At 71.5% G+C, this 24,634-nt stretch carries 24 protein-coding genes and 2 pseudogenes; 13 read left to right on the forward strand and 13 right to left on the reverse strand.

The window, feature by feature from the left end; all coding sequences use genetic code 11:
- Positions 1–1,203: PQQ-binding-like beta-propeller repeat protein (locus G3I19_RS03895; protein ID WP_164259487.1), on the forward strand; the 1,203-nt coding region annotated here is incomplete at its 5' end.
- Positions 1,204–1,385: 182 nt separating this feature from the next.
- On the opposite strand, the gene G3I19_RS03900 is transcribed toward G3I19_RS03895, so the two are convergent.
- A complete protein-coding gene (locus tag G3I19_RS03900; protein WP_239073946.1) occupies positions 1,386–2,066 on the reverse strand; it encodes a hypothetical protein in 681 nt (226 codons plus the stop codon).
- Between the two features lie 124 nt (positions 2,067–2,190).
- On the opposite strand from G3I19_RS03900, the gene G3I19_RS03905 reads away from it, so the two are divergent.
- Positions 2,191–2,712, forward strand: coding sequence for a hypothetical protein (locus tag G3I19_RS03905; RefSeq protein ID WP_164259491.1), 522 nt, complete (start codon positions 2,191–2,193; stop codon positions 2,710–2,712).
- Positions 2,713–2,781: 69 nt separating this feature from the next.
- Here the strand turns inward: G3I19_RS03905 and G3I19_RS03910 are convergent, their stop codons facing one another.
- From G3I19_RS03910 to G3I19_RS03920, 3 genes are read right to left on the reverse strand one after another with little or no spacing between them, the layout of a single operon-like run.
- On the reverse strand, positions 2,782–3,552 hold the full coding sequence (locus G3I19_RS03910; protein WP_164259493.1) for an enoyl-CoA hydratase/isomerase family protein: 771 nt from the start codon (positions 3,550–3,552) through the stop codon (positions 2,782–2,784).
- Positions 3,549–3,974 (reverse strand): OB-fold domain-containing protein, encoded by a 426-nt coding sequence (locus tag G3I19_RS03915; RefSeq protein ID WP_164259495.1) that lies wholly within the window; start codon positions 3,972–3,974, stop codon positions 3,549–3,551. The genes G3I19_RS03910 and G3I19_RS03915 overlap by 4 nt, the downstream gene beginning before the upstream one ends.
- Positions 3,975–3,980: 6 nt before the next feature.
- A complete protein-coding gene (locus G3I19_RS03920) occupies positions 3,981–5,156 on the reverse strand; it encodes a lipid-transfer protein (protein WP_239073947.1) in 1,176 nt (391 codons plus the stop codon).
- A 70-nt stretch (positions 5,157–5,226) separates the two neighbouring features.
- Here G3I19_RS03920 and G3I19_RS03925 point away from each other — a divergent pair, with 70 nt between their 5' ends.
- Together G3I19_RS03925 and G3I19_RS37975 are read left to right on the forward strand one after the other, a co-directional pair.
- Positions 5,227–6,810 carry a FadD3 family acyl-CoA ligase gene (locus tag G3I19_RS03925; RefSeq protein WP_164259497.1) on the forward strand — a complete coding sequence of 528 codons (1,584 nt, stop codon included), beginning with the start codon at positions 5,227–5,229 and terminating at the stop codon, positions 6,808–6,810.
- Positions 6,811–6,882: 72 nt separating this feature from the next.
- Positions 6,883–7,017: a hypothetical protein gene (locus G3I19_RS37975; RefSeq protein WP_275402685.1), complete on the forward strand. Its 135-nt coding sequence runs from the start codon at positions 6,883–6,885 to the stop codon at positions 7,015–7,017.
- A gap of 128 nt (positions 7,018–7,145) precedes the next feature.
- Here G3I19_RS37975 and G3I19_RS03930 read toward each other — a convergent pair whose 3' ends face one another.
- From G3I19_RS03930 to G3I19_RS03940, 3 genes are all read right to left on the reverse strand, one after another.
- Positions 7,146–7,322, reverse strand: a complete 177-nt coding sequence (locus G3I19_RS03930) for a hypothetical protein (protein ID WP_164259499.1) — start codon at positions 7,320–7,322, stop codon at positions 7,146–7,148.
- 132 nt (positions 7,323–7,454) lie between these two features.
- Positions 7,455–7,610, reverse strand: coding sequence for a hypothetical protein (locus tag G3I19_RS03935; RefSeq protein ID WP_164259501.1), 156 nt, complete (start codon positions 7,608–7,610; stop codon positions 7,455–7,457).
- A gap of 312 nt (positions 7,611–7,922) precedes the next feature.
- Entirely contained in the window at positions 7,923–10,877 is a 2,955-nt protein-coding gene (locus G3I19_RS03940; protein WP_164259503.1) for an AfsR/SARP family transcriptional regulator, read from the reverse strand.
- Between the two features lie 272 nt (positions 10,878–11,149).
- Between G3I19_RS03940 and G3I19_RS03945 the strand changes: the two genes are divergently transcribed.
- The 4 genes from G3I19_RS03945 to G3I19_RS03960 all read left to right on the forward strand — a co-directional run bounded on the left by G3I19_RS03945 (position 11,150) and on the right by G3I19_RS03960 (position 15,331).
- The gene (locus G3I19_RS03945; protein ID WP_164259504.1) at positions 11,150–12,367 is read left to right on the forward strand and encodes an amidohydrolase family protein; all 1,218 of its coding nucleotides are present in this window, start codon (positions 11,150–11,152) and stop codon (positions 12,365–12,367) included.
- Between the two features lie 85 nt (positions 12,368–12,452).
- On the forward strand, positions 12,453–13,196 hold the full coding sequence (locus G3I19_RS03950; protein WP_239073948.1) for an LLM class flavin-dependent oxidoreductase: 744 nt from the start codon (positions 12,453–12,455) through the stop codon (positions 13,194–13,196).
- A 238-nt stretch (positions 13,197–13,434) separates the two neighbouring features.
- Positions 13,435–14,148, forward strand: coding sequence for a DUF4232 domain-containing protein (locus G3I19_RS03955; RefSeq protein WP_164259506.1), 714 nt, complete (start codon positions 13,435–13,437; stop codon positions 14,146–14,148).
- Positions 14,149–14,248: 100 nt separating this feature from the next.
- Positions 14,249–15,331 (forward strand): hypothetical protein, encoded by a 1,083-nt coding sequence (locus G3I19_RS03960; RefSeq protein ID WP_164259508.1) that lies wholly within the window; start codon positions 14,249–14,251, stop codon positions 15,329–15,331.
- Between the two features lie 12 nt (positions 15,332–15,343).
- Here the strand turns inward: G3I19_RS03960 and G3I19_RS03965 are convergent, their stop codons facing one another.
- Both G3I19_RS03965 and G3I19_RS03970 read right to left on the reverse strand, forming a co-directional pair.
- On the reverse strand, positions 15,344–15,772 hold the full coding sequence (locus G3I19_RS03965) for an ATP-binding protein (RefSeq protein ID WP_164259510.1): 429 nt from the start codon (positions 15,770–15,772) through the stop codon (positions 15,344–15,346).
- Positions 15,772–16,050 (reverse strand): hypothetical protein, encoded by a 279-nt coding sequence (locus tag G3I19_RS03970; protein WP_164259512.1) that lies wholly within the window; start codon positions 16,048–16,050, stop codon positions 15,772–15,774. The genes G3I19_RS03965 and G3I19_RS03970 overlap by 1 nt, the downstream gene beginning before the upstream one ends.
- Before the next feature lie 173 nt (positions 16,051–16,223).
- On the opposite strand from G3I19_RS03970, the gene G3I19_RS03975 reads away from it, so the two are divergent.
- Both G3I19_RS03975 and G3I19_RS36775 read left to right on the forward strand, forming a co-directional pair.
- Entirely contained in the window at positions 16,224–17,048 is an 825-nt protein-coding gene (locus tag G3I19_RS03975; RefSeq protein ID WP_164259513.1) for a helix-turn-helix transcriptional regulator, read from the forward strand.
- Positions 17,035–17,259, forward strand: a complete 225-nt coding sequence (locus G3I19_RS36775; protein WP_164259515.1) for a DUF397 domain-containing protein — start codon at positions 17,035–17,037, stop codon at positions 17,257–17,259. Before G3I19_RS03975 ends, G3I19_RS36775 begins: the two co-directional genes overlap by 14 nt.
- A 10-nt stretch (positions 17,260–17,269) precedes the next feature.
- On the opposite strand, the gene G3I19_RS03985 is transcribed toward G3I19_RS36775, so the two are convergent.
- The gene (locus G3I19_RS03985) at positions 17,270–17,707 is read right to left on the reverse strand and encodes a glutaredoxin domain-containing protein (protein ID WP_164259517.1); all 438 of its coding nucleotides are present in this window, start codon (positions 17,705–17,707) and stop codon (positions 17,270–17,272) included.
- A gap of 126 nt (positions 17,708–17,833) precedes the next feature.
- On the opposite strand from G3I19_RS03985, the pseudogene G3I19_RS03990 reads away from it, so the two are divergent.
- A pseudogene (locus G3I19_RS03990) lies at positions 17,834–19,134 on the forward strand (chloride channel protein); the annotation flags it as partial.
- Positions 19,135–19,236: 102 nt separating this feature from the next.
- On the opposite strand, the gene G3I19_RS03995 reads toward G3I19_RS03990, so the two are convergent.
- On the reverse strand, positions 19,237–20,037 hold the full coding sequence (locus G3I19_RS03995; protein ID WP_164259520.1) for a TrmB family transcriptional regulator: 801 nt from the start codon (positions 20,035–20,037) through the stop codon (positions 19,237–19,239).
- A 272-nt stretch (positions 20,038–20,309) separates the two neighbouring features.
- Between G3I19_RS03995 and G3I19_RS04000 the strand changes: the two genes are divergently transcribed.
- On the forward strand, positions 20,310–21,557 hold the full coding sequence (locus G3I19_RS04000) for a S53 family peptidase (RefSeq protein ID WP_239073949.1): 1,248 nt from the start codon (positions 20,310–20,312) through the stop codon (positions 21,555–21,557).
- A gap of 157 nt (positions 21,558–21,714) precedes the next feature.
- Here G3I19_RS04000 and G3I19_RS04005 read toward each other — a convergent pair whose 3' ends face one another.
- Entirely contained in the window at positions 21,715–22,494 is a 780-nt protein-coding gene (locus G3I19_RS04005; protein WP_164259522.1) for an SDR family NAD(P)-dependent oxidoreductase, read from the reverse strand.
- Positions 22,495–22,501: 7 nt separating this feature from the next.
- Complete coding sequence (locus tag G3I19_RS04010) at positions 22,502–23,659, reverse strand: serine hydrolase domain-containing protein (RefSeq protein WP_343234977.1); 1,158 nt, start codon at positions 23,657–23,659, stop codon at positions 22,502–22,504.
- 303 nt (positions 23,660–23,962) lie between these two features.
- On the opposite strand from G3I19_RS04010, the pseudogene G3I19_RS37230 reads away from it, so the two are divergent.
- Positions 23,963–24,632: pseudogene (locus tag G3I19_RS37230) on the forward strand (hypothetical protein).
- Positions 24,633–24,634 lie beyond the last annotated feature (2 nt).

Here is a 24,634-nt window from a genome sequence, read left to right on the forward strand (position 1 = left end):
GGCCGGCACGGCGCGGAGGCCGCGCCCCCGACAGCCGCGCCGCCCGCTCCCCGGGCGGCCCCGGAGGAGCCCGTCCGCTGGCGGCCCTGGCGCTTCCGGATGTCGAACGACGTCTGGGGGTCCCCGGCCGTCGACGGCGATCTGCTGTACGTCACCTCCTTCGAGGTGCACGCCCTGGACGTGGGCAGCGGCCGGCGCCAGTTCAAGACCAAGGACGTGGCGTGGGCGATGGCCGTCGCGGGCGGCCGGATCCACGCGTCGGACGGGCCGACGCTGTACGCGCTGAACGGCACCGACGGCACCGACCTGTGGCGCCTCTCGACCGATGCGTGGGTGTACTCGCTCCAGGCCGAGCGCGGCACGGTCGTCACCGGCACCAGGGGCGGCGGCGTCCAGGCGTGGGAGGCGTCCAACGGCGACAAGCTGTGGGAGCTGAGCGGCGCCCAGACCGACTTCGAGACACCGGAGTCGGGTCCCGCCATCCACGGCGACACGGTGTACGTCTGGAAGGACGCCAGGCTCTTCGCGCTCGACCCCCGTACCGGCGCCGAGCGCTGGTCGTACCCGGTGGGCGACGCCGCCGCGTGCGGGGGAGTGCCCGTCCGGGTGACGTCGGCCGACGACGGCTGTGTGTACATCGCGGCCGGGACCCGCGTCCTGTCCGTCGACCGCGCGTCCGGCCTGGTCCGCTGGCACTTCGAGGCCCCCGCGGTCTTCCTGTCGGCCCCGGCCTTCGCACCGGGGCCCGCGGTGGCCGGAGGCGGCGTCTACCTCGCCGACTACCTCGGCACGGTGTACGCCATCGACGTCACGACCGGCCAGGACCGCTGGCGCATCGCCACCGAGTCCCGGCAGTCCCTCCACCCGCTCCTTGTCGCGCAGGGCAATGTCCATGTGGGAAGCGGAAGCGCGCTCTACACGCTGGACGCGGTGACCGGCACCCCCAAGTGGCGGTTCGCGGCGGGCGGCGAGGTGGTCGGAGCGCCGGTGGTGGCGGACGGCCGGATCCACTTCGGCTCGGCGGACCACTGTCTGTACACACTGGACGCGGCAGGGGGCCAGCTCCGCTGGAAGCTCGCCACGGGCGGCGAGATCACCGGCTCACCGGTGGTCCGCAGCGGAGTCGTCTACGCCTGTAGCAAGGACCGCTGCGTCTACGCCCTGGACGCCGCCAAGGGAACGGGCACGGGCCGCCCGAACTGAGCCCTGCCGGGCCACTCAAGCCCCCTCCGGCCGGTCGGGCCACTCAAGCCCCCCGGCCGGTCGGGCCATTCAAGCCCCTCCGGCCGGTCGGACCCATCAAGCCCCTCCTGGGGGCACCTCCCAGCGTTGGCTGGGGGGAGATTGAGGAGCGGAGGTCCGGGGGCAGAGGCCCCCGAAGGCGGTCACTCACCCGGAGGCCGAGCCCGCGTGGCCCCGCCACCGGACCCCGTCTCCCCCGGCTCCTCAGGCGCTGTCAGCTCCGCAGGCAGATCGGCCGAGCTGAAGGACAACGTGTCGTGCTCCGCCCCCGGCTCATAGGGCCGAGCAACAGGCGGCTGCCCTGCTGGCTGCCCTGTCGGCGGCACCGACGGCTGCACAGGCGGCGGCCCCGCCGGACCCGCGGCACCCGCCTCCGCGTACGGATCCGCAGCCGGGGCCGGAGCCACAGGCACCCGCCGCCCCCGCATCAGCCCCGCCCCCAGCAGCATCAGCACCCCGCCGATCAGCGCGTCCCCCACGCCGAGTCCCAGCCCGCGGCCGCCGGAGCTGATCGCCAGGCTGTGCTCCGCGATGCCGACGCGGACCATCCACAGCACGGTGAAGGCAAGAGTGACCAGGCCCGCCAGCGTCACCAGCAGACGGGAGCGCAGCAGAATGCCGATCAGGACGAGGAGGGCCGAGAAGGCGAACGGGATCAGGACGGAGCCCCCGGCGTCCGGCTTGTGCGCCGTGATGCCGTTGAACAGGTCCTGGATGCGGTACTCGCTGCCGTGGCGGCCGTCGTACCAGTTACGGAAGGGGCTGTATACGGCGGCCGCAGCTCCGACGAGAGCGACGAGAGAGCCAAGGACATTGCGCATCATCTTCGGTCTCCTCCGCCGGATCTCGGTTTCGACGCTACGCCGGGGTCCGTGGCCCCGCCACCACAGCGGAACGCGCCCTGCCGCCGCACCCTGCTACGGTGTCCGCCGAAACGGGGGAGATGACATGATCATGCGACGTCTGAGGTTCGGTGCCGTTCTGGTGGGGGTGGTCCTCGCTCTGACGGGCTTCTCGCGCCACAGCAGCCACAGTCACGGCCACAGCCACAGTTCCGGCGGCGGCTGCTCCAGCAGCAAGAGCCACAGCAGTTCCACCACGCACCACTACAACAGCAACAACAGCAACAGCTACGACGACAACACCTACGGCTCGTCGAGCGGCTCCAGCAGCCGTACGTCCTCGTCCGCGACGCACGACCCCAAGGCCACCGGCACCGTGGTGACCTGCGCCAAGAAGGGCGCGACCGCCGCCACCGTACGGGTGTCGGCCCGTGCGGCGAGCGGCAGCAACACCTACCGGGTCAGCATGAGTTTCCTCGGCGCCGGCGGTTCCGTCGTGGACACCGGCAGCGCGACCGTCCCGGTGTACGGCAACTCCAGCGCGACGGTGAAGGTGCCGATGACGGTCCCGTCGGACGCCGGCTCGGTCACGAGGTGCCGCATCGACTCGGTCCAGTACGCGTACTGACGCGCCGTACCCAGCCCGCCGAACCGACCTCGCGGAACCGATCTCGCCGAACCGACCCGCCGCACCCGCCTACCGCACCCGGAACTCACTCTTCCTGGTGCCGAACAGCGCGGACTGCCGCTCCGGCGGCAGATTGCCGAGTGCCACGAGATGGGGGGCCTGCGCCAGAGCCTGGGCGCGGGCCGCCTCCTTCGCGGCCCACACCGCCCGTACGGTCCCCTGCACCGCATCCGTCGGATACGAGGCGATCGTCTCGGCGCAGCCGACCGCGGCCGCCAGCTCGTCACCGGCCGGTGTCACCTCGCTGACCAGACCGGTCTCGTACGCCCGCCGGGCCGAGATCCGCTCGGCCGTCCCCATCAGGGCCATCCGGGCGACCTCACCGAACGGCATCCGCTGGGCGAGGTAGATGGTCTCGTAGGCGCTGACCATGCCGTACGTCGTGTGCGGGTCGAAGAAGGTGGCGTCATCGGCCGCGATCACGAACTCCGCCTCGCCCAGCAGATAGAACGCCCCGCCGCAGGCCATCCCGCGCACCGCGGCGACGACCGGCTTCCAGAGGTCGTTGGCCTTCGGGCCGATGGCGATCAGCGGGTCGTCGACGGAGTACGGGGACGCCGGCTGCGGGACCTCGGCCGAGCGGTCGATGCCGGTGCAGAAGGCCCGGGTCCCGGCGCCGGTGACGACGACCGACCGTACCGAGGAGTCGAAGCGGAAGTCCCGCCAGGTGGCGGCCAGTTCACCGGCGGTCGCCAGGTCGACGGCGTTGAGCCGGTCGGGCCGGTCGAGGGTGACGACCGCGACGCCCGTCTGCCGGTTCCTCTCCACGCGCAGGCTCATGGCCGCTCCAGGAGCCAGCGCGGCAGCGTCGTCCCGCCGTCCTCGGCGAAGGTGACCTGCACCCGGGCGCCGATACGGAGCCGTGCGGGATCCACCGAGTTCAGCGGTGCGCCGGGGCTCGCCACCACGTTGCCGACGAGCCTGATGTGCGGGGCGTCGGACAGTTCCACCACGACGGCGTTGTACGGGGCCTGGGCCGCGTAGTCGGGCAGCAGCGGCGGGTGCGGGACGACGTACGACCAGATGCGGCCGCGCCCGGACATCCGCTGCCACTCACTGTCGAAGGACTGGCACTGCGGGCAGCAGGGGCGGGGCGGGAAGCGCAGCGTCGAGCACTGTGCGCAGGACTGGACCCGCAGTTCGTGCCGGGCCGCGTACTCCCAGAAGGGCGCGCCGTCCTCGTCGGTTTCTGGCTGGAGCACCGGGACTCAACTCCTCAGCAGGATCGCGGATGTGGGGACGCACTCGCCCGCCGTGACCAGGCAGGTGCCGGCGTCGGGCACCTGGGCGGTGGAGCTGCCGCGCAGCTGTTTGACGCCTTCGGTGATGAGGTTGAAGCCGTGCACATAGCCTTCGCTGAGACCGCCGCCGCCGGTGTTGAGGGGCAGCCTGCCGCCGATCTCCAGGGCGCCGCCCTCGGTGAACCCGGCGCCCTCGCCGCGCCCGCAGAAGCCGTATCCCTCCAGGGAGAGCGGGACGAGCGGGGTGAAGGCGTCGTAGATCTGCGCCACGTCCACGTCGTCGGGGCCGAAGTCGGCGTGCTTCCACAGGTGCCGGGCCGCCGTCCAGGCGGGCCCGGTCAGCGGGTCGTCGTTCCAGTAGTTGACCATGCCGTGGTGCTGGGCGGGCAGGCCCTGGGCGGCCGCGTGCACGTACACGGGCGTGCGGCGGCAGTCACGGGCGCGTTCGGCGGAGACGACGACGCAGGCCAGGGCGCCGTCCGTCTCCAGGCAGTTGTCGAAGAGGCAGAGCGGTTCGCTGATCCACCGCGAGGTCATATACATGTCGCGGGTCAGCGGGCGCTCGTACATGATCGCGGCCGGGTTCTGGTTGGCGCGGTTGCGGCAGGCCAGCGCGACGTTGAAGAGGTGGTCGCGGGTGGCGCCGTACTCGTGCATGTACCGGCGGGCCAGCATACCGATCTCGTCGGCGGGCCGCAGCAGGCCGAACGGGCGGGTCCACTGGGCGGGGGTCGGCAGCTGCACCGCCGTGTTCTTCCAGGGGCGCGGTCCGCTGCCGCGTTTGCGCGAGCGCCAGGCGACCCCGACGTTCGCCTGTCCGGTCGCGACGGCCGCGGCGAGGTGTGCGACGGTCGCGCAGGAGCCGCCGCCGCCGTAGCCGATCTTGGAGAAGAAGGTCACGTCCCCGGCTCCGACGGCCTTGGCGACCTCGACCTCGTCGGTGTCCTCCATCGTGTACGAGGAGAACGCGTCCACCTCGGACGGCGCGATACCGGCGTCGTCGAGCGCGGCGAGGATCGCCCGGCAGGCCAGCGCCTTCTCGGATTCGGGGAGTTGCTTGGCGAACGCGGTCTGGCCTATCCCGACTATCGCCGTTGCGTCTTTGAGCGTCGCCACTGCCATCGCCACCTCCGGGGACGTCATGACTGCTGACAGCGGGGAAGGCTACAGCTAATCTGACGGATAGTCAGCTACTGGTTGTGGGAGGCATACGATGCGCGGGGACGTGGAGTGGGGCAGTATTCCGGCGCTGGTGCGGTCCGCTGCCGAACGGTACGGCGAACGGGAGGCGGTCGTCGACGGCCGTACCCGGATCTCCTACGCGGAGTTGGGCGAACGGGTCGAGCGGGCGGCGGCCGCGTGCATCGCATCCGGGGTGAACCCCGGTGACCGGGTCGCGGTCTGGGCACCCAACACCGTCGAGTGGATCGTCTCCGCGCTCGGCGCGGTGACGGCGGGCGCGGTCCTGGTCCCGCTGAACACCCGCTTCAAGGGCGCCGAGGCGGCGTACGTCCTGGAACGCAGCCGCGCCAGGCTGCTCTTCATCACCGGCACCTTCCTCGGCACCTCGTACGTGGCCTCGCTGCGCCGCGCGGCCGGCGCGGGGAGCGGCTCGGGTCCGCTGCCCGGGCTGCCGCAGCTGGAGCAGGTGGTGGTCCTGTCCGAGGACGCCCCCGAGTCCTTCCGCACCTGGAAGGACTTCCTGGCGGGCGGCGAGCACGTCTCCGGCGCTGCGGTACGGGAGCGGGCGGACGCGGTCGACTCCGCTTCGCCCTCGGACATCATCTTCACCTCGGGCACCACGGGCCGCCCCAAGGGCGCGGTCATCACCCATGCGCAGACCCTGCGCTGCTACGGCATCTGGTGCGAGCTGGCCGGGCTGCGCGAGGGCGACCGCTATCTGATCGTGAACCCGTTCTTCCACACCTTCGGCTACAAGGCGGGCATCATCGCCTGTCTGATGCGGGGTGCGACGATGGTGCCGCAGCCGGTCTTCAATGTGGACACCGTGCTCGCCAACGTCACCGCCGAACGCATCTCGGTGCTGCCGGGCCCGCCCACCCTCCACCAGTCCCTGCTCGACCACCCGTCCCGCGACCAGCACGACCTGAGCGCACTGCGCCTGGTGGTGACGGGCGCGGCGGTCGTCCCGCTCCGACTGGTCGAGCGGCTGCGCTCGGAGCTGCGCATCGCGACGGTGATCACGGCGTACGGCCTCTCCGAGGCGTCCGGCATCGTCACGATGTGCCGCGCCGACGACAGCGTCGAGGTCATCGCCTCGACGTCGGGCCGGGCGATCCCGGACACCGAGGTACGGGTGTCGGCCCCGCCGGGCGAGCCGGGGGAGGTGCTGGTGCGCGGCTTCAACGTCATGGGCGAGTACTTCGAGGCCCCGGAGGCGACAGCGGAGGCGTTCACCCCGGACGGCTGGCTGCGCACCGGTGATGTGGGGGTCCTGGACGCGGCGGGCAATCTGCGGATCACCGACCGGATCAAGGACATGTTCATCGTCGGCGGCTTCAACGCCTACCCGGCGGAGATAGAGCAACTGCTCGGCCTGCACCCGGATATCGCGGACATCGCGGTCGTCGGCGTACCGGACGGCCGCCTGGGCGAGGTCGGCAAGGCGTACGCGGTCCGCCGCCCGGACTCGACGCTGACGGCGGACGACCTGATCGCGTGGTCACGCCGCGAGATGGCCAACTACAAGGTCCCGCGCGAGGTCGAGTTCGTACCGGCCCTGCCACGGAACGCGAGCGGCAAGGTGGTGAAGGGGGAGCTGCGGGGGCGGAGGTAGGACGGGGCAGCGTTGCTGCGGAGGCCGCTGGTTGGGGCTGTGGGTCCCGTTCCTGATGGCATGGTTTGCCGCATGGCGACCGAGAAGTACACCGCGACGCTCCCCGAGGAGCTGGCGGAGCTGGCGGAGCTGGCCGAGCAGGGCGCGGGCCGCGGTGCAGCGGCTTGCAGGGCATCGTGCTGTTCACCTCGGACGTGGACGGCATGAAGAAGCTCTGTGGCCCACGGGTCCTGGTGCGGTCCGTCTGATGCCTGTGGGGCCGGCAGCGCCGCTGCCCACCCCCGTAGCGGACGGCCCGGGCGTCTTCCCCGGGCCGCTCGTGGCTACGGCGGTGGCTACAGCGGGGCCGAGGTGATGTGGCCGTTGGCCGGGCCCACGTCGGCGGGCTGGACCTGGGCGTGAGACGGGTCGGTGCCCGTCACATGCCCGTTCGCCAGGGCCGGTGTCGCGGAGGCCGCCGCGGTGGCTATCACCAGGGCGGCGGTGGCGAGCAGCTTCTTCGTCAGTGTCATGGCAGCTCTCTCGTTACGGGAGTGTCGGATGATGGGTGCGGACATACGGCAGAGGCCGTGGTGGCTCCCCCTCCGGGCCACCACGGCCACTGTTCCCCCGATTCCCCCGTGCCCCGTCGTGAAGGTCTCAGATCACGCCGGCTTGTCGGTGATGTGCGCGTTGTCGGGCTTCACCGCGGTCGGCTTGTCGGTGATGTGCGCGTTCGCGGGCTTCGCAACGGTGGGCTTGTCCGTGATATGCGCGTTGTCCGGATCGACGGTGGCGTCGCTCTTCGGCTCTGCGGCCATGGTGGTCAACTCCCCTGTGTGTGAAGGTCTGTGGTGCTGAAGCCCGTCCGGCTGCTCCCCCGAGCGCGGCCGGACGGGCGTTCCGCAGGCCGCTCACCATAGTCGGCCGACAGTTCGTCGGACGATCTCAATTCGCCGGTGCGGGGCCCTCCCGACGACCGCCTGCCCCCCGACGCGACGGTTCGTCGTGGAATGAGAATGTCGGGTCGCGATAAACAAATGATGAACGCCCGCTACGGGTTCCGGAGTGGTCCGTTTCCGGCCCGGATTCCCCTGCTCCCGGCCCGCTCCTGGCCTGCTCCCGGCCCGCTCTCAGGCCGCCGTCAGCGGTGCCAGCAGCTCGCGTACCTCGTCGGCCTCAGGCGATTTGAGCTCATCGTAGATCGCCAGGGCCTCCAGCCAGCAGACCCGTGCCCGGCCCGACTGCCCTATGCCGGACAGGGCCCTGCCCAGCACGGTCAGGACGTTGCCACGCCGCCAGTTGCCACCGATGCCGCGCAGGACGGTCAGTGCCGTCTCCGCCCCGGCCGCCGCCTCGGCGGGACGGCCCGCCGCGATGTCGACCTCGGCGAGCCGGAAGAGCGCCATGCCCTCCCAGAGCCGCTGCCGGCTGTCACGGAAGACCTCCAGCGCCTCCTGCAGCCGCTCCGAAGCGGCGGCGAGGTCACCGCTCTGGGTCAGCGCGACCCCCAGCGCGTAGCGCCCGTTGGCGCCCTTGAGGGCGTTGCCCATGCGGTCGTACGTCTCCGTGCCCTGCCGGGAGAGCGCCACGGCCTTGCTGACGTTCCCGGTGACGAGGTGGAGCCGCGAGAGGTTGCAGAGCGCGCTCGCCTCACCCGCCATGTCCTCGCATTCCCGGAACCCTTCGACGGCATCGGTGAGATGGGTCTTCCCCATGTCGTAGTCGCCCTCGTAGATGGCCATGATGCCGCGCAGGTTGGCCGCCCAGCACGCCGACAGCCGGTCCCCGGTCCGTACGGCGAGCCGGTCGGCCTCCTCGGCGTCCTGTCCCGCCAGGTCGAACCGGCCCGCGACATGGTGGACATAGGTCAGCGTGATCGCGGCCCGCCCCTCGGCGTGCTCGTCCTGCCCGGCGCGCGCCGCGTCCCGCAGCAGGTCCGCCGCGTAGCTGTACTCCTTGGAGTTGGCCCCCGACTCCGCCAGGTCCAGCGCCGCCCACAGCAGGTCCACCGCCCGCCGCAGGGTGGCGGATCCGGTGGCCGACTGGCGGACGCACGCCAGCAGCGGCATCGCCTCCGCGTACAGCCAGTCCTGGGCGTCGTGCCGGTCGGCGAAGGCCAGGCCCTCGTACGTCGCCGGCTCCAGGTGGTCGACCAGCCGGTCGCCCGGACGCTCGATCGCGTACACCCGGGCCGCCGTCGCCAGATAGAAGTCGAGCAGCCGTGACAGGGCCAGCTCCCGCTCCACCGGCGGCTGTTCGTCGCGCTCGGCGCAGGAACGCGCGTAGAGCCTGACCAGGTCGTGGTAGCGGTACCTGCCCGGTGCGGCCGACTCCAGGAGCGAGGTGTCGACCAGCGACTCCAGGAGGTCCTCCGCCTCCCGGGCCGGCATGTTCAGTACGGCGGCGGCCGCGGCGAGCGAGAGGTCGGGGCCCTCCGCCAGGCCCAGCAGGCGGAACGCCCGCGCCTGCTGCGGCTCCAACTGCCCGTACCCCAGCTCGAAGGTGGCCTTCACCGCCAGGTCGCCCGCCTGGAGTTCGTCCAGGCGGCGCCGCTCGTCGGCGAGCTTCGCGGCCAGCACCGAGACCGTCCAGGTGCGCCGGGCCGCGAGGCGCGACGCCGCGATACGGATCGCCAGCGGCAGGAAGCCGCAGGCCGCCACCACGTCCAGGGACGCCTGGCGTTCGCTGCTGACCCGCTCCTCGCCGACGATCTTCGTGAAGAGCTGGAGCGCCTCCTCGGGCGACATCACGTCCAGGTCCACCAGATGGGCACCCGCCAGATCGACCATCCGGGCCCGGCTGGTGACCAGGGCGGCCGATCCGGCCGTGCCGGGCAGCAGCGGGCGGATCTGCGCCGCATCGCGCGCGTTGTCGAGCAGGACCAGGACCCGGCGCCCGTCGAGCGCGGTCCGGTAGAGCGCGGCGCGCTCGTCGAGCGAGTCGGGGATGGCCGAGTCGGCCGTGCCGAGCGCGCGCAGGAACGCGCCGAGCACGGTCTCGGGCTCCGCGGCCCGCGACCCCGCCCCCTGGAGGTCCACATACAGCTGCCCGTCCGGGAAGTGCGGCCGCGCCGCGTGCGCCACATGCACGGCCAGCGTCGTCTTGCCCACCCCGCCGATACCGGCGAGCGCGGACACGGCCATCACCGACGACTCGGCGGTGGCCAGCCGGTCGCCCAGCTCCCGTACGAAGGCGGCCCGCCCGGTGAAGTCCGGCACGGTGGCCGGGAGCTGGGCGGGGTGCGCGGCCGTCGGCACGGGCGGCGCCGACTCCTCGGCAGGGCGGGCCAGTTCCGCGTCCGCCCGGAGGATCCGCTGCTGGAGCGCGGCCAGTTCGGGCCTCGGGTCGACGCCCAGCTCGTCGGCGAGGAGCTTGCGGGTGTCGGCGTACACGGCGAGCGCCTCCGCCTGCCGCCCGCTGCGGTACAGCGCCAGCATCAGCAGCTCACGCAGCCGCTCCCGCAGCGGATGGGCCGCGGTCAGCGAGGTCAGCTCGGAGACCGCCTCCGCGTGGCAGCCGACGTCCAGGTCCATGTCGAGCCGCGACTCGGTCAGCTGGAGCCGCCACTCGTCCAGGGCGGCCCGCTGGGTCTCGGCGTACGGCCCGGGGACGTTCGCCAGCGGTTCGCCGTCCCACAGCCCCAGCGCCTCGTCGATCAGCGCGCGCGCCGTGGCGCGGTCGCCCGTGCCCGCCGCCTTCTCGGCGCCGGCGGCCAGTTGCTGCGCCCGGTGGAGGGCGACGGAGTCGGCCCGCACCCGGATCGCGTAGCCGCCCGACTCGCTGACCAGGACCCCGGGGTCCAGGACCTTGCGCAGCCTGGAGGCGTACGTCCGTACCGCGGCCAGCGCCTGGGAGGGCGGGTCGTCGCCCCAGATCGCGTCGATCAGCTCGCCCGCGGTGGCCGTGCGGCCGTCGCGGGTCAGCAGCGCGGCCAGCAGGGCGCGCTGCTGCGGTGATCCGGGCGGCAGCGCCGCACCGTCGCGCCAGGCACGTACGGGTCCGAGCACACTGAACGTGAGTCCGTTCTCCCTGCCCTGCTGCGGAGTCCGCTGCCCCGGTACACGCGGCCCGCTGTCACGGTCCATAGCTGCCCCTGCCTCCTGCCGTGTCTGCGCTTCAGGCGGTTGTCCGGTCCGCACTGTCCGCACCCGTCCTCACCTGTCCGCTCGATCGCACGGGCCAGTTTGCCTTGTTCATGGCGAGTACGTCAGCTCTGGGGGTGGCTCTCCACAAGCTCTCCGCCAACCGGCGCGCCGGAGCGTTGCCGCGTCTTTCCGCGGGGAGGGCCGCAATCTTTCCGCAGGGAGAGCCGCACCGATAGCTGACGGTTCGTCAGATCGGCGCTACGGTGGAGAGCATGGAGACTTTCCCGAAGATCATCTCGGTGGACGACCACACCGTGGAACCTCCCCATGTCTGGCAGGACCGGCTCCCGTCCAAATACCGGGACGTCGGTCCGCGCATCGTCCGTGCCCCCCTCAAGTCCATGTCCTTCCTGGGCGGCAAGTTCGCCCCGGTGATGGGCGCCAAGGGCGATGAGGGGCCGATCGGCGACTGGTGGATCTACGAGGACCTGCACCGGCCGCTGACCCGCCTGGACACGTCGGTCGGCTACGACAGGGACGACATCAAACTCGAAGTCATCACCTACGAACAGATGCGGCCCGGCTCCTTCTCGGTGCCCGACCGCCTCGCCGACATGGACATCAACCACGTCCAGTCCGCACTCTGCTTCCCGACCTTCCCGCGGTTCTGCGGCCAGACCTTCACCGAGGCGTCCGACCGCGAACTGGGGCTGCTGAGCGTCCGCGCGTACAACGACTGGATGGTGGAGGAGTGGTGCGGCCCCGAGGCGCGTGGCCGCCTCATCCCGCTGCCCATCATCCCGCTGTGGGACGCGCAGCTCGCGGCGGACGAGGTCAGGCGCAACGCCGCGCGCGGGGTCCGCGCGGTCGCCTTCTCGGAGATACCCCCGCACCTCGGGCTGCCGTCCATCCACACCGACGAGTGGGACCCGTTCCTCGCCGCCTGCGACGAGACCGGCACGGTCATCGGGATGCACATCGGCTCGTCGTCGAAGATGCCGTCCACATCGGCCGACGCACCGCCGGCGGTCGGCTCCACGATCACCTTCGCCAACTGCTGCTACTCGATGGTCGACTGGCTGATGAGCGGCAAGTTCGAGCGCTTCCCGAACCTGAAGATCATGTACGCGGAGGGCCAGATCGGCTGGATCCCGTACATCCTGGAACGCGCGGACGTGGTCTGGGAGGAGAACCGCGGCTGGGGCGGGGTGGCGGACAAGGTACTCAGGCCGCCGTCCGAGCTGTTCACCGAGCACGTCTACGGCTGCTTCTTCGACGACGCCTTCGGGCTGAAGAACCTCGACTCGATCGGGGTGGGGAACGTGCTGTACGAGACGGACTACCCGCACTCCGACTCCACCTGGCCCAAGTCCCGTGAGGTCGGCGAGTCCCAGATGGGGCACCTGGCACCCGACGTGGTGGACCGCATCGTGCGCGGCAACGCGATCGAGCTGCTCGGCCTGACGCCGGACGGCCTCTGGGCGGGGTGACCCGGCCCGCTCGTCGCCACCGCGATGTGCGAGGTCATGTTATTTGTTGCCACTTTTCGCAGGGCGCACAGGAGGAGTCCCACCCATGGCACGGGTCTTTCCCGAAGGGCAGCTCGTCTACGGGATGCAACTGCCCATCCAGTCCCAGAGCACCATCTACGCGGAGGCGTGGGAGGCCGCCGCCACCCCGTACGACCTGGCGGAGATCGCCCGCACCGCCGACCGCACCGGCTTCGCCTACATCGCCGGCTGCGACCACGTGGCCATCCCGCGGCGGCTCGCCGAGGCCATGGGCACCGTCTGGTACGACCCGGTCGCCACCCTCGGCTTCCTGGCCGGGGTCACCCAGCGGGTACGGCTGATGAGCCATGTCGCCGTCCTCGGGCTGCGGCACCCGCTGCTCACCGCCAAGCAGTACGCCACCCTGGACCACCTCAGCGGCGGCCGGCTGATCCTCGGGGTCGGGGCCGGGCACGTACCGGAGGAGTTCGAGGCCGTCGGGGCCGACTTCCCGGGGCGCGGATCCGTACTGAACGAGTCCATCGACGCGCTCCGGGCCGCGCTCGGACCCGCCGAATACCCCGAACACCACGGCGCGCTCTACGACTTCGACGGCCTCGCCCAGCTCCTGCTACCGCACGTGGAAGCGGGCCGGATACGACCGCTGCCGCTCCCGGTCCTGGTCCAGCTCCTGCTGGGTCCGATGATCACCCACATCCTCACGCGACCGGCCATCGAACCCATCCGGAGCCTTGACCTCCCGCCCGTGAACGAGCTCTGCGAACTCTTCGCCGAGGCATATGTGCGCGCGGTCGGACAGCCGGAATAACGGGGACGCCCGCTGTCGCGTCCGCGTCCGCGCCCGGCAAGCGACTCGTGGAATCCGCTCGCCAGCTCCGGGCCGCTGGTCGCGGGTCGCGGGTCCGGCAAGCGGGTCGCGATCATGCTTCCCTCGTGTTACGGAAGTGTCCCGTTGCGGCCCGCCTGCAACCGCCGCAGGCCCCCTCTGCCTCCATGAACGAGAAGGGCCCGCGACCGAGTGGGCCGGTGTCCGATACGGAGAAGCAATGCGCAGCAACAAGAGGCTCTCGGCTCTCGCCCTCGTCGTCGTGGCCGCCGGACTGTCCCTGACGGCCTGCGACCCCAACTCCACCGCCTCCGGACCGGCGCCGTCGTCCGACAGCGCCGGTACGGCCGCGTCAGCCGGTTCCTCCAGCGCGACGTCCGCGCCGAGCGCCGCGAGCGGCCAGGACGGCTCCTCCGGCAGCGGCTCAAGGACCAGCTCAAGCAACGGCTCCAGCGCGAGCGGCGGCTCTGGGAACGCGAGTTCCGGTTCCGGCTCCTCCCATTCCGGTTCGGCGTCCGGCAGCACCTGCAAGACCGCGAACCTCGCCATCACGACCCAGCACGGCATTTCCGGGGAGGGCCAGGAAGTGGTCAACTTCAGGAACAACGCCTCCACCTCCTGCACGATGCAGGGCTACGCGGGCGTCGACCTCAGGGGCAAGGGCGACACGGACGGCGTCAGCGCGACCCGCGGCGGCTCCAGCGAGCGGCCCCTCGTCACGCTGGGTCCCGGCGATTCGACCCAGTTCGTCGTGAACTACCCGGTCAACAAGACCGGTGGCAGCGGCTACACATTCACCACCATGACCATCACGCCGCCCGACGAGACGCACTCCAAGCAGGTGAGCACGTCCATCAACATCGGCGTCGGCAACCCCGACTCGGACTCCAAGTCCCCCGGCATCGTCATCTACGCGGTCGGCACCGGCAAGTAGACCCAGCCTGCCCTCCTGGCCATGCGGGAGGGCGTACGCACACAGCGCCGGCGGCCGAGGACGATCCCCCGCCGGCGCCGAACGAAGAGGGGCGCGAGCAGTGACGCGGGAGAAGGGCCGGGCGGCAGCACCGGACGGAACGGACCATCCGGAGGCCCCCGGAAAGCCGGGATCTCCAGGAGGAGCAGCGGGAACCCAGGAGGGGCCTCGGCCCCCACGCAGAATCACCGCAGCCACCCTGGATCTCTTCCGCGGCAACTGGCGTGGCCTGTACGGCTTCTCCTTCGGCGTCACCCTGTTCGCCGCACTCGTGGGCGCGGCCCTGGTGGCGGCGGCCTTCGCCCTCTCCTGGCACAACTTCGCCGTCACCTGGAAGCAGGCACGCGACGAAATAGCGTACGAGGACCCGCCCTTCGGCTACTTCGCGGAGCAGTACACCTCCATCGTTCTGCGCAGCCTCCCCTTCATGGGGCTGCTGCTGGTCTTCGCCGTCCTGGTGCTCGCCGTGCTGCTCGTCGCGAACGCCGTGGCCGTCCGCGACACGGCGGCGGGCGGCCCCGCCCTGCGCCCCGGTGATCTGTGGCGGCGCAGCCGCCCGTACATCTGGCGCGGCTTCCGCGTCCAGCTGCTGACGCTCGTGTGCGTGGCGCCCCTGGCGCTGCTGGCCTATCTCGTGGCGGCGTTCTTCCGGAGCGGGGGCATGATGGGCATCGAGATCCCGCGACTCGACTACTGGAGCAGTACGCCCTACCGGCTGCTGGGCAACAGCATGACGTCCCTCGTCATCGCCGCCGGGGTCTTCGTATGGCTCCGTCTGAACCTCGCCACCGCCGCCGCGGTGAACGACGCGCCCACCGCGCGGGCCGCCCTGGCCCGGTCCTGGAAACTGACCCGCGGCGCGCGACGGTGGCGGGCGTTGTCCGTCTGCGTGCTGCTCGCGGCCGTCGTCACCGCCGCGTTCGCCCTCCTGTCCCACGCGGCCGGGCCCGTCGCGCATACGGTCGGCCTCGCCGTGCTGTGGCTCACGCACGACAACCCCTACGCCGCGGGCGCCGTGATGGAGGTCGTCCCGACCGCGGTGGGCCTGCTGGTCCTGGCAGCGCTGGTCGTACCCCCGGTCGCCACAGCGCACGCGCTCCTGCGCACGGAGCTGCGACCGGCGGCGGATCCGGCCGGGCACTGAGGCCCGCAGCCCTCACGCGTCACGTCCGCCGCCCCCGTCCGGCCCCAGCACGGCCCAGACGACCTTGCCGGGCCCGACGCGCTCGCCGAAACCCCAGGTGTCGGCCAGCGCGTCCACCAGGAACAGGCCACGGCCGCCGTCCGCCTCCTGGTCGGGTGCGGCCATGCGGGGAGGTACGGGCGACGCGTCGTGCACCTCGATACGGAGGCCGCGGCCGTCCCCGTCCAGCAGGAACCGGGTCTCGATCTCGCGCCCCGGCGAGACCACGGCATGCCGCCCGGCGTTGGTCAGCAGCTCCGAGAGAACCACCGCCGCCGGGCCCATGAGGGCGGCAAGGCCCCAACTCTCCAGTGCTGTACGGAGTTCCGCGCGGGCCCGCGCCACACAGGCGGGGTGGCGGCTCCACCGCCGCACGACGGCGTCCTTGACGATCCGCTCCATCAGCGCACCACCACACCGTGCAGCGGGCAGCGCGGCCCGACATCGACACCGTGCAGGTCGAACCAGGCGATCCGGCTGTGCTCCAGACGCTCGTAGGCCAGCGCCGAGAACGAGCCCAGATGCGGGCGGAGTTGGTGCCCGAGCGGCAGATACGCACGGCATACGAGCAGACGGCGCCGCCGGACCACGAGCGGGGGTGGCGGCCCGGTCCGCCGCCTCGCCGACCGATTCACGAATCGGGCCACCGGTCCGGCGAAACGGGCAATAAACTTCAGCATGTCGACGCTCCTGGGTAGGCGTTGGCCACGCCCCCGGACTGTTGCTGCGGTCGCGGGGGTCTCGTGCGCTCCTGTCGCACTGTGACGAATAACTCACAGCCTGTGCCTTGCGTCGCTACGCTTCTAGGGGTTTCGCCCTGACAACAGGCAATTCAAGTGGAGGAGTTGGGCTCGTGGCCGCAGCACGCAAACCGCGCTCGATGCGACAGAAGTACGGCGAGGAGCTGAGGATCCGGCGCGTCGCCGCGGACTTGACGCAAGAGGAGGTGAGCGAGGTGGTGGTCTGCTCCCCGACACTGATCAGTCACTACGAAGCGGGACGCCGTCTGCCCAGTCCGGACGACGCACAGCGGCTGGACCGCGCCCTTGGGGCAGACGGGTTCTTCGCCCGCTGGCTGAAGGACCTGGACTCGAAGTACGCGGAGCACTTTGCGGCGGCGGCCGAGTTGGAGCAGCAGGCGAAAGAAATCAGACAGTACGGGGCTTCGCTTGTCCCTGGCCTGCTTCAGACAGAGGCATACGCCCGTGCGGTGTTCCGCGCGCACACTCCGAACCATGAGGCCCGAGACCTTGACGACAGCGTCGTCATGCGCATGGAACGTGCTCACCTCTTGGAAGGGCCGTCCGGCCCTGTGGCGTGGGTCTTGCTGGACGAAACGGTGCTCAGGCGGAATGTCGGTGGCCCGCGCGTCATGGCCGATCAGCTCGGGAAGATCGCAGACATGGCCGAGGCCGGGCGTCTGCGGCTGCATGTGCTGACATTTGAGACGGGCGCTCATGCACTGGTCGAAGGCATGCTCTACCTGATGAGCTTTGATGACGCCGCACCTGTGGCCTACGCCGAGGGCCTGCGAACAGGTCGTTTGATGGACGATCCAGCCATGGTGAGCGAGTGCCAGGCGGCGTACTCTTTGGCCCTCGGCGACGCGCTGTCGCACAAGGACTCACTGGCCTTGATCAGGGCCGTAGCGAAGGAATACGAGCGTGCAGAGCAGTGACCAGACCGTCTCCAACGCCGACCGCCTTCAGGGATGGCGGAAATCCAGCTACAGCGGAGGCAGTCAGGGCGAGTGCCTGGAAGTCGCCGACGGCTACACGGCCGTCCCCGTCCGCGACTCCAAGAACCCCCACGGCCCGGCCCTGGTTTTCCCGGCCGACCGCTGGTCGTCCTTCGTCACCGCCGTGAAGAGCGGGCGCCTCACCGCGTAACTACTCCTGATCACACGGGAGGACAGAGCTGTTCGCGCACCCATTCAGGATCGGGGTTGACGTGCGGCCGACCCGCGATGACGAGGGTCGGCACGGTCTCATTGCCATCGTTGGCCGACCTCACCACGGCCGCTCCAGCAGGGTCACGCCAGATGTCGACCCAGTGCACGTGGCGGGCGCTACGGCCCAACCGGATGCGCAGTCGCAGGCAGTACGTGCAGCCCGGCCGCCAGAAGACGATCGGCCGACCGTCGACCGCGCTGCGGCGTTGCGCCTCCAGCACACCGATCGACCTCGGGAAGATCAGGGGCGAGGTCAAGCCCGCGAGCAGCAGAAACAGCAGCAGGAGCACGGTTGCCGCGATGGGGTTCCCTCCGGAGATCAGCTCAGTCGCCACGACTGAGCCGGAGACCACAAGCAGCATCGGCGAGACCCACGCGCGCATCATGCTGACGCAGGCTACCGGCAATTCAAGCCACCAGATCCGAGATATTCGGAATGCCCTGAAAACGCCTCATAGCTGTCATTATCGTCAGGTGGTGACCATCCCGGACAGCCCCTGAGGAGACCCCTGATGTCAGCGGACGAGCCGGCGGCCGACCAGCAAGCAGCCCTGCTCGCGGATCCGTTCGGGCCGCTGCGGACCAGGGGCTATCTGCTGCTCCTCGTCCTCACCGCGCTCCTCGGCGTCGTGCTCTCGGCCGGCGCCTACGGCTTCCTCCAGGCGTCGACCACCTCCAGACCGCCCTCTATTCAAGCCTCCCCCACGCCCTCGGCCTTGACAGTGTGCCTGTCTGGTGGCCGCTGCCCCTGCTCGCGGTCGCCGGGCTGCTGGTCGCGCTGACCGTGCGCTACCTGCCGGGCAACGGCGGTCACCAGCCCGCCGAAGGGCTCAAGACCAAGGGGGCGGCACCGGCCGCCGAGCTGCCCGGCATCCTGCTGGCCGCTGTCGCGTCCCTCGCGTTCGGTGCCGTGGTCGGGCCCGAGGCACCGCTGATCGCGCTCGGCGGCAGCATCGCCCTGTACGCCTTCCGTCTGCTGCGGCCCGGTGCCACCGCGCCGCAGCAGGCCCTGGTCGCGGCAGCGGGCAGCTTCGCGGCCATCAGCGCGCTGCTGGGATCGCCGCTGGTGGGCGCGTTTCTGCTGATGGAGGCGTCCGGCCTGGGCGGACCCATGCTCGGGATCGTGCTCGTGCCGGGGCTGCTGGCCGCCGGGATCGGCTCGCTGGTCTTCACCGGGCTCGGCACGTGGGCGGGTTTCGGTGTCGGCACCCTGACCATCCCGAGCCTGCCGACCGCGGGGCGCCCAGATCTCGCCCAGTTCGGGTACGCGCTGGTGATCGGGGCCGCCGCCGCGCTCCTCGGTACGGGGGTCCACCGCCTGGCGCTGCGGCTGCAACCGGGCGTGAACCGGCGCCGGACGGTGTGGACACCGGTGGTCGGCCTGGTCGTGGCGGGTCTTGCCGTCGCGTACGCCGAGGGGACCGGGAAGGGGACATCCGATGTGCTGTTCTCCGGGCAGAGCGCACTGCCCGGGCTTCTCCTCGGCACCGGCTCGTACTCCGTGGGCGCGCTGGTGCTGCTGATCGCCTGCAAGAGCCTCGCCTACTGCGTGTCGCTCGCGGCCTTCCGCGGCGGCCCGATCTTCCCGGCGCTCTTCCTCGGCGCCGCGGGCGGGATCGCCCTGTCCCATCTGCCGGGCCTGCCGTTCGTCGCGGCCGCCGCGATGGGCATGGGCGCCATGGCGGTGGCGCTGCTCAGGCTGCCGATGACCTCCGTACTGCTCGCCACGCTGCTGCTCGGACATGACGGTGTCACTGTCATGCCGCTGGTGATCGTCGCGGTGGTGGTCTGCCATGTCGCGTCCGCACGGCTCAACCCGCCACGGACTGCGGCCCCGACCGCCCCTGCCGTGCCCGCACCGGCGCCCGCCTGACCCGGCGGGGCCACCTCCGGCAGAAGCCCCCGGGCCCGGCCGTCACCCCTCCGTCGCGCCCTCCCAGACCGTCAGGAACGCCAGGCGCAGGCATCCCGCGAGCGCCGGGTGCTCGATGAACAGGGTCGTGGTGGAGCCCGCTCCCGCCACCGGGTCCGGCATGTCGCACAGCACCAGGGACGAGTCGGCGACGACCAGTTTCAGGGGCAGTTCGGCGGTGAAGCGGGCCTGTTCCCCCGCGTCGGCGAAGCGTTTGATGTGCTCCACCGTCCCGGGGTTGTCCAGCGCGTCGTCAAGGTAGATGGCGCGGACCGTGCCGCCGGCCCGGTGCAGACGGCGGACGACCTTGATGCCTTCGGTGTTCTCCTCGGGGGCGACGAACGGTGGCTTGCAGAAGGTCAGAAGCTCGTGCCTGGCCTGCTGCTGGATGTCGGCGAAGCGTTCGGCTATCGCCTTCGGATCGCGCAGGATCTCGATGTAGTCCAGCGGGTCGGTGTGCACCCGCCCGTCGGACCAGACCGGCTGGAGCACGGCGGCGAGCCCCTCCGACACCCGCTCCAGCCGGTCGACGGACTCGCGTTGCAGTGCCATCAGGCGGGCCACGGCCAGCTCCGGGGTGACGGCGGAATAGGTGGCGACCCGCCCGGGGCGGGTGGTGACCAGCCGGCGCCGCACCAGTGCGTCCAGGACGTCGTAGACCCGCTGTCGCGGTACGTCCGTCTCGCGGGCCACCTCGGCGGCCGTGTACGCATCACGCCTGATGAGGCCCAGATAGACACGTGCCTCGTACCGCGCGAGGCCGAGCGCCACCAGATCGCTGATCGGTCCTTCTTCCAACTCCATGGCAAGACAAGGTATATGCCAAAGCGCACGGGTCGAGGGAAAGGCTTTACCAACGCCCGGTAGCTACTTGGGCAAGCGATTGAATAGCTTTCTGTCTAGCCACCACTCACCGGGGTGGCAGTAGTCGACCGAACAGCGCCACCCTCAGGACCCGCGACGCTCCGTCCGGATAAGTTCCTCGTCATGTGGGTTGTCATGCTCTTGACAGCCCTTGGCGGGAATGCACCCGGATGTCCGTCCGGACACCCAACCCCCCCACGGAGGGCAGCTCCTTGCGATCCCAACGAAACGGTCTGCTGCGCCGCAGCGCACCGGCCCTGCTGTCGGCAGCGGCACTCATATCCGGCGGCCTCCTTGCCGCCTCCCAGACATCCGCGTTCGCGGCGACGGACTCCGCGGCACCGGCCGCGGCCACGGCGCACACGCACCGGCTCTGCTCAGAACCGTCCAAGCCCGGCTACATGGCGTGCAACGCGCTGGCCCGTACCGACATCAAGCAGCAGAAGTCGATCGGCCACAACGCCGCCCCCTCCGGCTTCGGCCCCAGCGACCTGCAGGCCGCCTACAACCTCCCCAAGGACGGCGGCTCGGGCCAGACGGTCGCGATCGTCGACGCCAACGACGACCCCAACGCCGAGAAGGACCTGGGCAGTTACCGGTCCCAGTACGGCCTGCCCGAGTGCACCACGGACAACGGCTGCTTCAAGAAGATCGACCAGGACGGCGGCTCGGACTACCCGGCGCCCGACGCCGGCTGGGCCGGAGAGATCTCCCTCGACGTCGACATGGTCAGCGCGGCCTGCCCGCAGTGCCACATCCTGCTCGTCGAGGCCAAGTCCGCCAGCATGGACGACCTCGGCGCGGCCGTGAACCAGGCCGTCAAGCAGGGCGCCAAGTACGTCTCCAACAGCTACGGCGGCGACGAGGACACCACCGACACGCAGGCGGACGACCAGTACTTCAAGCACCCCGGCGTCGCCATCACCGTGAGCTCGGGTGACAGCGGCTACGGCGTGGAGTACCCGGCCGCCTCGCAGTACGTCACCGCGGTCGGCGGCACCTCGCTCAAGAAGGACAGCAGCACGCGCGGCTGGTCCGAGTCCGTCTGGGGCACCAGCGCGGGCGGCGAGGGAGCGGGCTCTGGCTGCTCCAAGTACGACGCGAAGCCGTCCTGGCAGAAGGACGCCAACTGCGCCAAGCGCGCCGTCGCCGACGTGTCGTCCGTCGCCGACCCGGCCACCGGCCTCGCGGTCTACGACAGCTACCAGGCCGACGGCTGGAACGTCTACGGCGGCACCAGCGCCTCGTCGCCGTTCATCGCGGGTGTCTACGCCCTCGCCGGCGCCCCCGGCTCGGGTGACACCCCCGCCTCGTACCCGTACGCCCACACCGGCTCCCTCAACGACGTCACCAGCGGGGCCAACGGGTCGTGCAGCGACTACCTGTGCAAGGCGGGCACCGGTTACGACGGCCCGACCGGTCTCGGCACGCCGAACGGCACCGCGGCCTTCACCAAGTAACCCGCACCACCGACAGACGCGCCCACCGGCCCAACGCGGCCACCGGGCGACGCGGTGACCACGACGACGTGATCACCGCACCGTGAACGCAGCGGGCCCGAGCCGGCAACCCCGGTCCGGGCCCGCTGTCCTGTCCGGCCCGTTCCTTCCCCCCTGCTCAGCCCAGTGCGCCGCGCAGCCCCAGGTTGCTGCTCAGCAGGCCGCCGTCCACCGGCAGCGTCACCCCGGTGATCCACGCGGCGTCGCGCGAGGCCAGGAACGCGACCGCGGCCGCGATGTCGTCCGGGACTCCCACCCGGCCCAACGGGTAGTGCTTCGCGGCCTGTTCGAGCGTCGCCTCCACACCGCGCGACGCCCAGACGTCCGTGTGGATCGTGCCCGGCGCCACCAGGTTGACCCGGACCCCGCGCGGCGCCGCGTGGCCCGCGAGCGTGCGGGTCAGGCTGGTCAGACCCGCCTTCGCCGCGCTGTAGGCGTGATTGCCGAAGTCCTGGGCGCCGTTGACCGAGCCGATGCTGACGATCGCCCCTCTGCCGCCCGCCGCCGCGAGGTGCGGCATGGCGGCGCGCGAGACACGGAACGCGCCGCTCAGGGTGGCGTCCAGGTCGCGGTGCCAGGACTCGTCGTCCTCGTCCTCGAAGAGCGGGGCGTCCGGCGAGCAGGCGTACGCGTTGTTGACCAGGACGTCCAGTGCGCCGAACTCGGCCACCGCGTACGCCACGGCCGCCTCCACCGCGGACCGGTCGGTGACGTCGCACGGGAACGGCAGCGCGCCCGGCAGTTCCTTCGCCGTCTTCTCCGCACGGGCCCCGTCCAGATCGGTGACCAGGACGCGGGCGCCCTCGTCGGCGAACCTGCGGGCGGTGGCCGCGCCGATGCCCCTGCCCGCTCCGGTGATCAGGACCGCGTAACCCTCGAACCGCCTCGTGATTTCCATACGGCGATCATGTCGCCGCGCGTACCGCCCTGACCAGGGCCTGGGCGCGCGGATCGGCCGTGACGCCCTTCTGCAGCGCGTTGGTCACGTACCCCAGCGCGATGCCCGCCTCCGGGTCGGCGAACCCGAGCGAGCCGCCCCGGCCGGGGTGGCCGAACGAGCCGGGGCCGAGCAGCGGGGCCGACGGGCCGTGCAGCATGAAGCCGAGGCCGAAGCGGGTGTTGACGACGAGCACACGGTCGGGGCCCGATGACTCCTCGCTGCGGGCCAGGGCGAGCGTGGCGGGGGCGAAGAGGCGGCTGCCGTTGTCGACGTGGCCGATCATCGCGGCGTAGACGCGGGCCAGGGCGCGGGCGGTGGAAATACCGCCGGAGCCGGGGAGTTCGGCGGCGCGGTAGTCCGGGTCGTTCTCGTCGGGGAACGGCTCGATGACGCCGAAGGCGCGGCTGGTCAGCGAGGCGGGGTCCTGGTAGGCGTCGCTGACGGACCGCTTCGGCCTGATCTTGAGGCCGCTGCCGACCGGCGGCGCGGCGACGCTGCCGATCCGGCCGACGCGGTGCGCCTCCTCGGCGGGCAGGCCGACCCAGAAGTCGATGTCGAGGGGGCGGGCGATCTCCTCGGCGATCCAGCGGCCGATGGTGCGGCCGGTGACCCGCCGGACGAGTTCGCTCAGCAGCCAGCTGTACGTCTGCGCGTGGTAGCCGTGGTCGGTGCCCGGCTCCCAGGCGGCCTGCTGGGCGGCGACCGCGCGCGGGCCCGACACCCCGTCGATGGCCTCGGCGGGGGTGAGGGGGCGGTCGATGAGGGGGACGCCGGTGCGGTGGGCCAGGAAGTGCCGGACGAGGGCGCGTTCCTTGCCGCCCGCCTTGAACTCCGGCCAGTAAGTGGAGACCGGGGCGTCGAGGTCGAGCTGGCCGCGCTGGTGCAGGAGCAGCGGGACGGCGGCGGCCACCCCCTTGGTCGCGGACCTGACGATCTGCGCGGTGTCCAGGGCCCAGGGCTCGGCGCCGTCGACGTCCTTCGTACCGGCCCAGATGTCGACGACCTTGTGACCGTCGCGGTAGACCGTGACGGCTGCGCCCCGCTCCGCACGGTGCGTGAAGTTCCGTACGAAGGCGTCCCGGACCGCCTCGAATCCGTCCGCCACTGTGCCCTGGACGTCCACCACGTCGCGCTCCCACGTCTAGCTGTACGCCCGGACGGCGTACAGGGTCCATGGTGCGGTGCGGGCCCGCCGTCACATGCCGGGGGGTGGGGTTTCCGGCTGATCCTGGTGACCGGCGGGGGCCGTGCGCGCCGGGCGGCCCGGCCTGGTTGTCGGCCGGTTGTCGGTGCGTACGCGTCCGCTGTCGGCGGGCTGTCGGCGGGGGCGGCCAGCATGGGTGGTCCGGCCGCCGGTACGGGTGAGGATCCCGTCCGCGGCCCGGCCGGGGACAGCCGGCCGTACCGCACGTACACAGGAGAGCCCATGCCCGCCACACCCTCCGGACCGTCGTCCGCCACACCGTCCGCGGCCCCCTCGGCCCCCTCGGGCCTGGCCGCCCCCCGGCCCTGGGACGTGCACCGGCTGCCCCGGGCCGACGGCAGGACGTTCCTGGTCACCGGGGGCAACGCGGGCATCGGGTACTTCACCGCCGAACAGCTCGCCGGGACCGGGGCCACCGTGGTCCTCGGCAGCCGGGACGCGGCGAAGGCCGCAGCCGCCATGGCCCCGATCCGCTCCCCGGTGCCCGGCACGCGGCCCGGCCAGCTGCCGACCGATCGCGCGACCCGGCCCTCGCGCCGCGACCCACCGACCCGGCCGAGCGCCGGCCCCGCCACAGAGCGACGGCTGCACGCACGGGTCCTGCTCGACCGGGAGCGTCCGGCTGACGGCCCTGCCCGCCGTTCTGCTGCTCCAGGGCAAGGAGGCCGCGGCCCAGCCCGCCGTCCGGGCCGTCCTCGACCCGGCGGTGGTGGGCGGCCGGCTGTGGGGACCGCGGGTGTTCGGGCTGCGCGGCAGGCCGAAGCCCGAGAGGGTCCGTGCGCATCTGGCCGACCCGGTGGTCGCCGGGCGTCTGTGGGAGATCAGCTGCGAACTGACCGGCACTGACCCGGCCTCGGGTCTCCTCCGGCAGCAGGACAGGCAGCAGGGCTGACG

The sequence above is a fragment of the Streptomyces sp. SID10853 genome (assembly GCF_010548145.1).
GTDB lineage: Bacteria > Actinomycetota > Actinomycetes > Streptomycetales > Streptomycetaceae > Streptomyces.

Bases quoted from the DNA above. Each gene is read 5' to 3' on its own strand.
- G3I19_RS03930 (WP_164259499.1), bottom strand. From the start codon at position 7,322: ATGACACTGACGAAGAAGCTGCTCGCCACCGCCGCCCTGGTGATAGCC.
- G3I19_RS03925 (WP_164259497.1), top strand. From the start codon at position 5,227: ATGCGCGGGGACGTGGAGTGGGGCAGTATTCCGGCGCTGGTGCGGTCC.
- G3I19_RS03965 (WP_164259510.1), bottom strand. From the start codon at position 15,772: ATGGAGCGGATCGTCAAGGACGCCGTCGTGCGGCGGTGGAGCCGCCAC.
- G3I19_RS03900 (WP_239073946.1), bottom strand. From the start codon at position 2,066: ATGATGCGCAATGTCCTTGGCTCTCTCGTCGCTCTCGTCGGAGCTGCG.
- G3I19_RS04005 (WP_164259522.1), bottom strand. From the start codon at position 22,494: ATGGAAATCACGAGGCGGTTCGAGGGTTACGCGGTCCTGATCACCGGA.
- G3I19_RS03985 (WP_164259517.1), bottom strand. From the start codon at position 17,707: ATGATGCGCGCGTGGGTCTCGCCGATGCTGCTTGTGGTCTCCGGCTCA.
- G3I19_RS03910 (WP_164259493.1), bottom strand. From the start codon at position 3,552: ATGAGCCTGCGCGTGGAGAGGAACCGGCAGACGGGCGTCGCGGTCGTC.
- G3I19_RS03950 (WP_239073948.1), top strand. From the start codon at position 12,453: ATGGCACGGGTCTTTCCCGAAGGGCAGCTCGTCTACGGGATGCAACTG.
- G3I19_RS37975 (WP_275402685.1), top strand. From the start codon at position 6,883: ATGGCGACCGAGAAGTACACCGCGACGCTCCCCGAGGAGCTGGCGGAG.
- G3I19_RS03935 (WP_164259501.1), bottom strand. From the start codon at position 7,610: ATGGCCGCAGAGCCGAAGAGCGACGCCACCGTCGATCCGGACAACGCG.
- G3I19_RS03995 (WP_164259520.1), bottom strand. From the start codon at position 20,037: ATGGAGTTGGAAGAAGGACCGATCAGCGATCTGGTGGCGCTCGGCCTC.
- G3I19_RS03905 (WP_164259491.1), top strand. From the start codon at position 2,191: ATGATCATGCGACGTCTGAGGTTCGGTGCCGTTCTGGTGGGGGTGGTC.
- G3I19_RS03920 (WP_239073947.1), bottom strand. From the start codon at position 5,156: ATGACGTCCCCGGAGGTGGCGATGGCAGTGGCGACGCTCAAAGACGCA.
- G3I19_RS03945 (WP_164259504.1), top strand. From the start codon at position 11,150: ATGGAGACTTTCCCGAAGATCATCTCGGTGGACGACCACACCGTGGAA.
- G3I19_RS03940 (WP_164259503.1), bottom strand. From the start codon at position 10,877: ATGGACCGTGACAGCGGGCCGCGTGTACCGGGGCAGCGGACTCCGCAG.
- G3I19_RS03970 (WP_164259512.1), bottom strand. From the start codon at position 16,050: ATGCTGAAGTTTATTGCCCGTTTCGCCGGACCGGTGGCCCGATTCGTG.
- G3I19_RS03955 (WP_164259506.1), top strand. From the start codon at position 13,435: ATGCGCAGCAACAAGAGGCTCTCGGCTCTCGCCCTCGTCGTCGTGGCC.